Annotated in this window: 8 protein-coding genes; 2 read left to right on the forward strand and 6 right to left on the reverse strand. The window is 63.0% G+C overall.

Going from position 1 to position 12254, the window contains the following annotated elements; translation table 11 throughout:
- The 4 genes from CEF10_RS17250 to CEF10_RS17375 form a co-directional block, all read right to left on the reverse strand.
- Window positions 1-615, reverse strand: a 615-nt coding sequence (locus CEF10_RS17250) for a hypothetical protein (RefSeq protein ID WP_232796539.1), incomplete at its 3' end; no start/stop codon positions are given.
- 114 nt (window positions 616-729) lie between these two features.
- On the reverse strand, window positions 730-2391 hold the full coding sequence (locus CEF10_RS15590; protein WP_101069105.1) for a nuclease-related domain-containing DEAD/DEAH box helicase: 1662 nt from the start codon (window positions 2389-2391) through the stop codon (window positions 730-732).
- 208 nt (window positions 2392-2599) lie between these two features.
- Window positions 2600-3487, reverse strand: coding sequence for a WYL domain-containing protein (locus CEF10_RS15595; RefSeq protein ID WP_101069106.1), 888 nt, complete (start codon window positions 3485-3487; stop codon window positions 2600-2602).
- A 157-nt stretch (window positions 3488-3644) separates the two neighbouring features.
- Complete coding sequence (locus CEF10_RS17375; protein WP_093359594.1) at window positions 3645-3851, reverse strand: helix-turn-helix transcriptional regulator; 207 nt, start codon at window positions 3849-3851, stop codon at window positions 3645-3647.
- Window positions 3852-4365: 514 nt separating this feature from the next.
- On the opposite strand from CEF10_RS17375, the gene CEF10_RS15605 reads away from it, so the two are divergent.
- The gene (locus tag CEF10_RS15605) at window positions 4366-5052 is read left to right on the forward strand and encodes an IS6 family transposase (RefSeq protein WP_101069107.1); all 687 of its coding nucleotides are present in this window, start codon (window positions 4366-4368) and stop codon (window positions 5050-5052) included.
- 173 nt (window positions 5053-5225) lie between these two features.
- On the opposite strand, the gene CEF10_RS15610 is transcribed toward CEF10_RS15605, so the two are convergent.
- Both CEF10_RS15610 and CEF10_RS15615 read right to left on the reverse strand, forming a co-directional pair.
- A complete protein-coding gene (locus tag CEF10_RS15610) occupies window positions 5226-8345 on the reverse strand; it encodes an efflux RND transporter permease subunit (RefSeq protein WP_101069108.1) in 3120 nt (1039 codons plus the stop codon).
- A 25-nt stretch (window positions 8346-8370) separates the two neighbouring features.
- Entirely contained in the window at window positions 8371-9510 is a 1140-nt protein-coding gene (locus tag CEF10_RS15615) for an efflux RND transporter periplasmic adaptor subunit (RefSeq protein WP_101069123.1), read from the reverse strand.
- A gap of 324 nt (window positions 9511-9834) precedes the next feature.
- Between CEF10_RS15615 and CEF10_RS15620 the strand changes: the two genes are divergently transcribed.
- Window positions 9835-12246: a GcvT family protein gene (locus CEF10_RS15620; protein WP_101069109.1), complete on the forward strand. Its 2412-nt coding sequence runs from the start codon at window positions 9835-9837 to the stop codon at window positions 12244-12246.
- Window positions 12247-12254 lie beyond the last annotated feature (8 nt).

A 12254-nucleotide genomic window follows, 5' to 3' on the forward strand; every position in this document is an offset into this window, starting at 1 on the left:
GGTATAACAACGAGCGGCTACACAGCGCCATCGGTCATAGGCCGCCGCAAGAAGTGGAGGAGGCGTTCTACGCACAGATGAACACCCTTGAAAAAGCCGCGTAGGTTTTGAACAAAGAAGCCTCTCGGAAACCCGGGGCGGTTCAGTTTTCTCCGGATCTGGCCGCGCGACCTCATTCTCATTGCTCAAGCTGACCGTCAAGAGCCAACGGCCGCTTTGAAGCCGTCTAGGTAGGATCGATACGCTCGCCATGCCCTCGAGGCAGGCTGTACGTCCTGACGCTTCCGTCCCAGCTTCAATGCGAATGGTTGTGGGCGTAAGGGGAACCCGCTTCCAAGTCTCCCCATGCACTTCGGCCGCATCTTCGCTTTTCGATTGCTTTTCGCCGGGCTTGTAGCGAGCGCCGTGCACCGTGACATCTACGCTCTCGCCGTCCCGAACGCAAAAAGTGATCCCCATTGACGCGGGCATGAGCGCCGTCGCCATTGCCAAGGGATCGTCCGGCGTCTCAAAGCCATCCTCTCCTTCGTCGTCACCGTCGTCGTCGCCGCCGGTGTCATCTGGTTCTTCCGAGGCGCGCGGGTAGAGCATCCCTTGCATGTAAGCGAGCGTCATCCGACCTTCGATGGTCTCGTGCGCCCATCCGCCTTCCTCGTCCGGGATCCCTAGGCCAGGTCCCACGAGCTTTCTTTGAAGCCATTCTACAATCTGATCCCGTCCCAACATTTCTTAGCCTACCGCCCCTAGTCTTTTCTTCTGCTGTTCGTGTTCAAGGCGAGCCAAGGCCTTCGCTTGCTCACCGGTACAAACCACGAAGAGGGTGTGGTTCGCGCGCGAGAAAGCTGCATAAGTGGCATGCTTAAGCATTCTTTCGTTTTTGCATTCTCCCAGTCCGGCCACCACGATCACGGGTCGCTCTAGACCCTTGAAGTCCTGAGCACTCGCTACCAGCGCACAGTCTCGGCGCTGTCCCGATAGAGCCCGTTCTGACAATTTTTCTGCGCGGATGTTGGCAGCTTTAAGTGCGTCAAGGAGAGCCGAGATCATTGTGCCATCGGGGGTCAGAATTCCGATATCGGAACGACTGACTGCCGTGTCCCCGGACACAATGCGTGCCACAGTTGCGGCCGTACGGGCAGGAATTTCAAGGTCGCTGTCCACATTAAGGAACTTCACCTCGCTTCCGATCCCGCGTGAACGGGGCGTGCCCAGGTCACAATCGGAAATTGATACGAGGCTTTCTACGATTGGCGGAGCGTTCCTAATGTTATCTTTCAGGCGACGGACAACGGAGTGCTCGCGTATGTATTCGTAGGCAAAGTCTTCGAAAGGAAACGCCGAGCTGACTTGGTTGTTTGGGTCACCAAACCAGCGCCATCTGCCCTGCTCAAGGCCGCCCACTACTGCAGATCCCAGGAGGTCAAGAGTATTAGATTGGCAAAGATCTTGCCCCTCATCGACAACCAAGACATCCCGCCGCCCATTGGCCAAGATCTCAGCTTCGAGATCCTCCAAACAGCAAACTCGGATGGCTTCCGGTAAATCGTGCGCCGTGAGAAAGTGCGCGAGAAAGGGGCTGCGTGTAACTAGAAGTACTGAGCTGCCAGCTGCAGCATCGTAACGGGCGGACGCCATTGCGAGAAATGTTTTTCCAGTCCCAGCGCCACCCAATACCGAAATTCGATCATTTTCTTGCAGCTCATCCATTCGACGTATTTGCTCGTCGCTTAGAGTGCAGAGTTCTTCATCGAATTCCTTAAGCTGACTGTTTAGCGGCGGCACTTTCTCGAAATTCGGTCGAAGATATGCAACAATTTCGGAGATGAGTGCGTCTGAGACGTAATCGCGCTCGCCTCGGTTCTTGGACTTCCAGTGGTCCATGAATCCAGAAATCGCCACCTTGAGTGTATTGTGCCCTTGGCAGTCAGCCCTATAGCCGGTGATTTGGTCGGGCAGCTCGGGAAGCGTAGACTTCCCTAAGGTAACGACCCGATCAATACTTTCAAATAAAAGCGCCCACCCTGAAGGAACGCCCTCAAAATCCTTCCTAAAACGGGGAAGTAGATAGTTTTTCTCAAGCGCGAAATACGCCGAAGCTGCTTGGCTTGCCGGGCTCTCCCGCTTGCGCGTGATCTTGCCGTCGCGGTTGGTGTATTCCCACAGCCCGTTCCTACAAGCGACGCGCCCACCTTTAACCTCTAAGGCGAGGATGCCCCGCCGCGTGATAAGGAGAAAGTCAATTTCACCCCAGCGCTTGTAGGAGTGTTCTCCAATATTTAGCGAATGGAGAGCGACGTCTGCAGGACCAAAACTGATCTGGGCAAGCATCTCGAAGACGCGCTTTTCAGCTGAACTCTTAAACTCTAATACGGAAGCGGGAATCATCTTCATTGGTTGCCAGCCAGTTCCCGAAACCTGTTTGCGCTTTCAATACTTCCCGTTTCGGGTGATAGCGGGGATTCCCAGCAAGAAGTTCCGAGTGCGGATATTGAGATGTCACTGGTTAGAAACGCCAAGATTCCTTTGTGCCAACAACTAGATGCAGAGGTTGCGATACCATTCCAGAGCAATATGTCATTGCAAGAATTGAATGGCTGGATCATATCGCAGTCTCCTGGCCTCGATTGTCTTGGGCAGCAATAATAATCTCTTCACGATTGGTGAGAACTATCTGCTGGTCCTGCGGTGTCCTTGCCGCCGGATCTGTGTCGAGGCCAAGCCGCTTCAGTGCGTAGTAGAGGAGCGCGCGCCGGACCTTGATCGTCGCCTTGCCGCTTCGCATCCCATAGTCGAGCGCGATGACCTTCGCCTGCGTCTCCGGGAGCTCGGGGTGGGGGGCGATCTCCAGTGTGACATCGGAGTGCCAATCGCTGTCGTCGTCGGCCGAGGCGTCGCTCTCCTGTGCGCCTCGGATCTTGAGCATCCGGGACAACAGGAAGTCCTTGAAGCACTCGTCCGTCAGACAGAACGCTCGGGTGTGCCAGCGGAAGCCGTCAAACGCGATGGCATGGGGCGCGATCCAGCGCCAGCGCGGCTCGGGGCGGGACAGGGACTGGTACTTCACCTCGATCGCCTCGGACCGGCGGATGGCGCCGACGACCGAACGAAGCGTTGCCGGATTGACCCCACGAACCGGCGTAGGGGCGGCCGCGTAGGGCGGGAGGTTGGCGATCCAGGCGTCCTCGCGGTCGAGGATCCCGTCAGCGACCGATCGCAGCTGTGCAAGGTAGCGGCTCGCGTCAGGCTCGAGGAACTGCGGCTTGAACTCGGGGCCTCGTACGTAGGTTCGCGCACTCTTGTCGTAGACCATGTTGTCCGGCGCGAAGCCGATGTAGCGGTTCAGGTCGGTGGAAGCCTGGTTCACCGATACCCCGAACTGGTCCATCAGATCGCTGCGGTTCACATGTCCCTCCCAGAACAGGCGGAACTCTATGAACTCAAGGCGTTGCTCGACGCCCCAGCGAAGTTCCGACCTGTCGTTTTCCATTACGCTCCCCGGCTCGGGCAGTGCGCATCCTAACTATGCGCGCCCACTTTCTGGGCCTCGACCAGAGGCTAGCCGAGCCGGGGATGTGGCGCAATCGAAATGCGTAGCAAATCAGAGCTTTGTAGCGACATCGAGGAGTGGGAGGACAAGGTCGGTGTCAGTAGGCCGGGGCGCCCTGATCGGAAGTAGCGTTCAGTACGTCGCGTTCGAAGGCCTCGATATCGGCGATGCGGTAGACGACGCGCCCTCCGATCTTCATGTACACAGGTCCTTCGCCTGCCCACCGCCACCGCTCCAGGGTGCGGTGCGAAATGGTCCAGCGTTCGGCCAGCTCTTTCTGGTTCAAGCAAGTTGGTTTCATCATCGTCTCCTTCTTCGCAACTCACAGCGGTTGCAGAGGGACGAAGGCGTGAAAAAAAAGAGAGGCAAGTCAGTGTCTTGAGGCACTCTGCGCAAAGGAGCCCAGTCGCGCAGAGCCGTCAACGCGCCCGGCGAGAGCGAGAGAAAGCAGTCGTATCGGACGCTATTCCCAGAAGAACGAGGCAGGTGGTCGGGATTTGAACCTGCCCGCTGAGCGGAGTTTTTGCGTATCGCTTTCCCTCCGCCACTGGCCCCCGCGAAAGCGTTCTCCGGGTCCGGCTGAGGCCGGATTTTTCCGTTGTTTTCGAGGGTTATGCGGGTGCGGCTGAGCACTGTCCCTGCTGCCAGGAGGCCCGGAAGCGGTCTCCAGGGGCCGATATTCTCCGGACCTCTCGACTGCGCCGATTTGGTGAATTCCTTATAAGCCCATGTAGATATTGAGGAAATCCAATCCGTTGAAATGGCAGTTTCAGAGCGATGAGCTTGCGACCGACCGTGCAGCGCCCTGCCCTGCCTGAATGACCAAGCCGAACCCATTCCGCTACTTCCGAACGAGGCGTGAAATCATCCGCCTGGCGGTGATGATACATGTTCGATTTACGCTCTCGTTGCCCGATGTCGAAGATGTGCTGCATGAGCGGGGCATCGACGTCAGCCATGAGTCCGTCCGCTTTTGGTGGAACCGGTTCGGTCCGCCTTTCGCATCCGGAATCCGCAAGGCCAGGATGCAGTGGATGCGATGCTGTTCGAACTGGCAATGGCATCTCGACGAGGTTTTCGTGAAGATCAACGGCGAGACCCATTACATGTGGCGCGCCGTCGATCACGAGGGCGAAGTACTCGGTGCCCTTGTCACCAAGCGTCGTGACCGTGTCGCGGCATTGATATTCCCCGGAAAATTGATGAAACGCCACGGGAAACCAGAACGAGTTGTCACCGACAAGCTGCGCTCCTACGGCGCGGCGATGAAAGAAATCGGGAACGCCGATCGGCAGCGTGCAGGCCGGTGGTCGAACAACGGCGTCGAGAATTCGCACCTGCCATTCCGACGAAGAGAACGCGCAATGTCCAGCTTCCGGCGCTTGCGAGGTTTGCAGAAATTCGCCACCGTCCACTTTTCGATCCACAACCTGTTCAACGCGGAGCGCGGCCTCTACAGCAGACAGGATTTCAAGCGTGACCGTGCCGCTGCTCTCGCCGCGTGACGTCAACTCGGCACGGCATAAAAGACAGCATTACTGACCGAGTTGAGACGCGTTCGACTCCGCCTGGCAGCACCCCGCCGGATTTTCAAGCGAAACTGCGCCGCCGCCCTCGCCGCGTGGCGCCGTCCCGGCGCGGGATGAAGGTCAAAGTCCCCGGCTGAACAGATGTCCTTTCAAATCCGTCTTACACCGCCAGCGAGTTGGCTCCGCCGGAACAGCCGCGTGACCACCACGAAGAACAGCGGCACGAAGACCACCCCCAGAACGGTGGCGGAAAGCGTGCCGCCCAAAACGCCCGAGCCGATCGCGTTACGCCCGCCCGACCCGGCGCCGGAACTCAGCACGAGCGGCAACACACCCAGCGAAAACGCCATGGAGGTCATGATGATCGGGCGGAACCTTTGTCGCGCGGCCTCGGCCACCGCCTCGATCACGCGCTCGCCGCCCTCGTACCGGTCGCGGGCGAACTCGACGATCAGGATCGCGTTCTTGCCGGTCAGGCCGATGACCGTCAGCAGCCCGACCTGGAAGAACACCCCGTTCTCGTAGCCCCCCAGCCAAGCACCGGCCAGCGCGCCGAGGACACCGATGGGCATGGCCAGCATGACCGCGAAGGGAATCGACCAGCTTTCGTAGAGGGCGGCCAGCGAGAGGAAGACCGCGGCCAGCGACAGCGCGTAAAGCAGCGGTGCCTGGTTGCCGGACTCGCGCTCTTCGAGCGAAAGCCCGGTCCACGCCGCGTTGTAGCCGGGCCCGAGCTGGCCGACGAGGCGTTCGATCTCGGCCATCGCCTCGCCGGTGGTGGTGCCGGGCGCGGGGCTGCCCTGGATCTGGATCGCCGGCACGCCGTTGTAGCGGTAAAGGCCCTGCGCCCCGTAGTCCCAGCTGCCTTCGGCAAAGTTCGAGAACGGCACCAGCCCGCCGCGGGCATTGCGAACCCGCCACTTGTCGATGTCCGTGGGGGTGGCGCGCGCCTCGGCCTCGCCCTGGACATAGACGCGCTTGATCCGGCCCTGGTCGATGAAATCGTTCACGTAACGGCCCGCCCAGGCGATCTGCAACAACTCGCCCACGTCCGTGGGCGTCAGCCCCATGGCACCGGCCTTGCGCCAGTCGATGTCGAGGTTGAACTGGGCCGCGTCCTCCAGCCCGCTGGGCCGGGCCGAGGCGATCAGATCGCTTTCCGAGGCCATCCCCAGAAGGCGGTTGCGCGCCTCGACGATCGCCTCGTGCGACTGGCCGCCGCGCGCCTGCAGGTAGAAATCGAACCCCGAGACGTTGCCCAGCTCGATGACCGAGGGCGGCACGACCGGGAAGACGCGGGCATCCCTTATCTTGCTGAAGGCGCCGAAGGCACGCCCTGCCAGCGCCTGAACGCTCTCGCCCGGCCCGGCGCGCTTCTTCCAGTCCTTCAGCTGCACGAAGCCGAGCCCCATGTTCTGCCCGCGGCCGGAAAAGCTGAAGCCGACCACACCGAACATCGAGTCGACGACCTCCGTCTCCTGGTCGAGGTAATAGTCCTCCACCTGCTTGACGACATCGAGGGTGCGTTCGGCGGTGGCCCCGGTGGGCGTCTGGATCAGGGTGAACAGGATCCCCTGGTCCTCCTCGGGCAGGAACCCGGTGGGCGTGCGCGCGAAAAGAAGCGCCATCGCCACTGCCAGCGCGAGATAGACGGCGCCGACGCGCACGGGCCGCCGCACCGTCCAGCGCACCGTCGTCGCGTAGCCGGTCGTCAGCCCTGAAAAGCCCCGGTTGAACCACGCGAACGGCCCCCTTTGGGCAGGATGGTCGCTTTGCCGCAACAGCGACGCGCACAGTGCCGGCGTCAGCGTCAGCGCCACAACCACCGACAGCGCCATGGCCGAGACGATGGTGATCGCGAACTGCTGGTAGATCACGCCTGTCGAGCCGGGAAAGAACGCCATCGGCACGAAGACCGCAGACAGCACCATCGCGATGCCGATCAGCGCGCCGGTGATCTGGCCCATGGACTTGTGGGTGGCCTCGCGCGGGGGCAGGCCGTCCTCTTCCATGATGCGCTCGACGTTCTCGACCACGACGATCGCGTCGTCCACCAGCAGGCCGATCGCCAGCACCATGGCCAGCATGGTCAGCGTGTTGATGGTGAACCCCGCCGCCGCCAGCACGCCGAACGTGCCCAGCAAGACCACCGGCACCGCCAGCGTCGGGATCAGCGTTGCGCGCAGGTTCTGCAGGAAAAGGAACATGACCAGGAAGACCAGGCCGATCGCCTCGAACAGGGTCTTCACGACCTCCTTGATCGAGATCTCGATGAAGGGCGTGGTATCGTAAGGGATCACGTGTTTCACGCCATCGGGGAAGAAGTCCGCGAACTCGTTCATCCGTGCCTTGACCGCCTGCGCCGTCTCCAGCGCATTGGCCCCGGGGGCCAGGCTGATTGCCATCCCCGAGGCCGGATCGCGGTTGAACCGCGCGATCGTGGCGTAATTCTCCGCCCCGATCTCGACCCGCGCGACATCATCGAGCAGCACCAGCCCGCCGTCGGTTTCCGCGCGCAGCACGATCTGGCGGAAGTCCTCGGGCGTGCTGAGCAGCGACTGCGCGGTGATCGTGGCGTTGAGTTGCTGGCCGTCCACCGTGGGCCGCGCGCCGAAGGCCCCGGCCGAGATCTGGGCGTTCTGTGCCGAGACGGCGTTGACCACATCCGAGGGCGTCAATTCGAAAGCCGCCAGCTTGGACGGGTCCAGCCAGATGCGCATGGCGTACTGCGCGCCGAACACGTTGACAGAACCCACGCCCTCGATCCGGCTGAGTTCATCGACAAGGTTGGTTTCCATGTAGTCGGCCAGATCGACCTGTTCGAGCTCGCCGCCGCTGGAAATGAGCGCCACGACCATAAGGAACCCGGCCGAGGATTTTTCGACCGTGATGCCCTGGCGTTGCACGGTCTCGGGCAGCAGCGGGGTGGCCCGGCTCAGCTTGTTTTGGACCTGCACCTGCGCGATGTCAGGGTCGGTGCCCGTCTCGAAGGTCAGTGTGATCTCGGTGCGCCCCGCCGAGGTCGACTGCGATGAGAAATAGCGCAGCCCGTCAAGTCCGGTCATCTGTTGCTCGATGACCTGTGTGACCGTGTTGGCAACGGTGCCGGCCGAGGCGCCCGGGTACGTCGCGTTGATCGTCACCGACGGCGGCGCGATCTGCGGGTACTGCGCCACCGGCAGCAGCCGGATCGCAAGCAGCCCGACCCCCATGATCAGAATCGAGATGACCCAGGCGAAAACCGGGCGGTCGATGAAGAACCGTGCCATGGGGTCGCGCCTCCTCTGCAGGCGGTCAGTCGGCCGTGACGCCGTCGTCGGACGCGCCCCGGGTTTCTGGCGCCACCGTGCCGCCCGGCGCGGTCTTCTGGAACCCGGCGACCATCACGCGGTCGCCCGGCTGCAGCCCGCTGTCAACCACCCAGTCGCTTTCGCGATCCTGCACGATCGAGATCTCGCGCTCTTCCACCGTGTTCCCGGCACCGACGACCCAGACGGTCGGACGGCCGCGCCGGTCCCGCACCACGCCCTCCTGCGGCACCAGAAACACGCCCTCGGCCACCTCCACGGGCATCTCGACCTGCACGTACATACCCGGCAACAGCAGGTCGTCGGGATTGGCGAACTGCATTCGCAAGGTGACGACCCCGGTCTGCGGGTCGACGTTGGGTTCGGCCGCCTGGAGGCGGCCGGTGTGCCCGTAGGCAGAGCCGTCGGCCAGCTTCAATCGCACGGTCCCGTCCGCACCGGCCAGCGCCGCCTCGGTTTCACCGCGCCGCCAGCGCAGTAGATCGGCGGCCGACTGGGTGACATCGACATAGACCGGGTCGATCTTGCGGATCACGGCCAGCGGTGTGGGCTGGCTGGCCGTGACCAGCGCGCCCTGACTGGTCTGCGACAGGCCGATACGCCCGGACAGCCGCGCCCGGATGGTGGTGCGCGACAGTTCGATCCGCGCGGCATTGAGTTGCGCCTGGGCCAGTTTCAGGGCAGCCGCGGCGGTCTCTCGCGCGGCAAGCGCGTCGTCGAGGGCTTGCTGGCTGGTGACGTTGCGCGATTGCAGTTCGCGCTGTCGTTCGGCGTCACGGTCCGCCGCGCTCAGCTCCGCCTCGGCCTGGGCCACGCGGGCGCGCACCTGTTCAACCGCCGCGCGGTAGCTCTCGGGCTCGATGCGAAACAACGGATCGCCCGATTCCACCTGCGCACCTTCACGGAACAGCCGCTCCGTCACGATGCCGTTGACTTGCGGCCGGACCTCGGCCTTGGCCGAGGCCGCGACACGGCCCGGAAGTGTCGACGTCAGTGTCACGCTGCGCGGTTCCAGCGCCACGACGGTCACCGCCGCCGGCTGCTTCGTTTGCTGCGCGGCCACCGCCCCCACGGAAAGCAGGCAGCACAGGGCGAGGAGACAGGCGGTATGGACGTGGTATTTCATGGACGCGAACATAGCAGCTTTGGCAGGATCGTGAATGACGTGCTGCGTTGCGCCTGCATGAAATCTTCCCCGTCCGCGAGTGACAAGTCCGAATTGCCGGCAATTCCCACGGCAGGAACTGGCATTGCAAGCAGCCATGAAAACGGACCTCGGCGCGCGGCGCGGGCTCTGCACGGCCCGAAGGTTCACGTCCCGGTGCGAACTGAGACCGGCTCGGACTTGCTTGGCACTCGGACGCGGGTGCCGGACGATGCTGAACGGCCGGGACTGGACACATATGTCCACGCGCGCTACGCTGCCTCCCAACGCTGACCGGGAGGAAACATGAAGTCACATTATCGCGTCGTGGTCATCGGGGGTGGCGTTGTCGGTACATCCGTACTCTATCACCTTGCCAAACTCGGCTGGTCGGATGTCTGCCTGATCGAGAGATCCGTTCTGACCGCCGGATCGAGCTGGCACGCGGCGGGCGGGTTCCACGCCCTCAACGCGGATCCCAACATCGCCGCCCTGCAATCCTACACGATCGATCTGCTGTCCGAGGTCGAGGAGGAAAGCGGCCAGTCGGTGGGCATGCACATGACCGGCGGCATGACGCTGGCCGGCACGCCTGACCGGTGGGAGTGGCTGCAATCGGCCTATCGCGTGTTCCAGTCGATCGGCATCGAGGACGTACACCTGATCACGGCCGAGGAGGCGGGCGAGCTCTGCCCCATCATGTCCACCCATGGCATCCTCGGCGGCATGTGGGCCGAGCGCGAGGGATATGTCGACACCACCGGCACGGTCCATGCCTACGCGGGCGCGGCGCGCAAGCACGGCGCCGAGGTGGTCGAGCACAACCGCGTGCTGGAACTCAATCAGACTGCCGAGGGCTGGGAGGTCGTCACCGAGAAGGGCACGATCCGGTGCGAGCACGTGGTCAACGCCGCCGGTCTCTGGGCCAAGCAGGTGGGCCGGATGGCCGGGGTCGAGCTGCCGGTCAGCCCGCTGGCGCATCACTACCTGCTGACCGAAACCATCCCCGAGGTCGCCGCACTGGACAAGGAAATGCCGCTGGTGGTCGACCTCGAGGGATTTACCTACATGCGGCAGGATCAGAAGGGGATGCTTCTTGGCATCTACGAGATCAACCACCAGCACTGGATGATGGACGGCGCGCCGTGGAACTACGGCATCGAGCTGTTGCAAGAGGATCCCGACCGGATCGAGAACGAGCTGACGCTCGGCTTCGAGCGCTACCCGGTGCTGCAGACGGCCGGGGTACGAAACTGGGTCAACGGGGCCTTCACCTTCTCGCCCGACGGCAACCCGCTTGTGGGGCCGGTACGGGGCAAGCGCGGTTACTGGTGCGCCTGCGCGGTCATGGCCGGCTTCCTTCAGGGCGGCGGCGTGGGCAAGAGCCTTGCCGAGTGGATGATCCACGGCGAGCCGGAGGCAGACGTGTTCGGCATGGATGTCGCCCGCTACGGAGACTATGCCCAGAACAAGCAGTACATCAAGGAGACGACCGGCCAGTTCTACACGCGCCGCTTCGTCATGACGTATCCCAACGAGCAGTTGCCCGCGGGCCGGCCCCTGCGCATGTCGCCGGCCCATTCCGACATGAGCGCCGCCGGCGCCCGCTGGGGGGCGAGCTACGGGCTGGAGCTTCCGCTCTACTTCGCCCCGTCAGAGGATTTCGAGGAAACGCCGACGCTGAAACGTTCCAACGCCTTCCCGATCATCGCCGGGGAATGCCGGGCGGTGCGCGAGGCCGCGGGCCTGATCGACATCTCCGGATTCTCGCGTTTCGAGGTGACGGGGGCCGGCGCGGAACGCTGGCTGGATCACCTCGTGGCCTCGAGGCTGCCCAAGCCCGGCCGCGCCCGCCTTGCCCCGATGCTGAGCGAAACAGGCAAGCTCAAGGGTGACCTGACGATCATGAACTGGGGCGACGGCACATGGTGGATCATGGGATCCTATTACCTGCGCGAATGGCATATGCGCTGGTTCGAGGATCACAAGGCCGACGATGTGGCCGTCCGCGACCTGTCGGATACCGTCTTGGGCTTCGGCGTGATGGGGCCACGGAGCCTTGATGTGCTGCACCGCGTGACCGACGGGCCGATTGACGAATTGCCTTTCATGGGCTGCGGCACATTCGATATCGGGCTGATCCGCGCAAGGGTCGGGCGGCTGTCCGTGTCGGGCGAGCGGGGCTACGAGATACACTGCGCGGCAAGCGAGCACATCGCGCTGCGAAAGACACTGCTGGAGGCGGGCGCGGATCTCGGGCTGCGCGAGGTCGGTTTCGGCGCGCTGCTGTCGCTGCGGCTGGAAAAATCCTTCGGGATCTGGTCGGCCGAGTTCACGCAAGGCTACACCCCCGGCCAAACCGGAATGGACCGGTGGATCGACTGGGACAAGGGCGATTTCGTGGGCCGCGACGCCGCATTGGCGGAACGCGACGGCGGTGGACCCGGGCAAATCGTCGTGACGCTCGAGGTAGATGCCGAGGACGCCGACAGCAGCGGCTTCGAACCGGTCTGGAAGGACGGCCGTCGCGTCGGCTTCGTCACCTCCGGTGGCTATGGTCACACGGTGGGCAAATCCCTGGCGATGGCCATGATCGACCGCGACAGCGCCGCCGAGGGCACCGAGCTGACCACCCACATCGTTGGATCGGAAAGGGCGGCGCGGGTCATTCCACCATCGCCGTACGACCCCGAAGGCCGCGCCATGCGAGGCGTCTGAGAGAGCGA

Source organism: Roseovarius salinarum, assembly GCF_002834145.1.
Taxonomy (GTDB): domain Bacteria; phylum Pseudomonadota; class Alphaproteobacteria; order Rhodobacterales; family Rhodobacteraceae; genus Roseovarius; species Roseovarius salinarum.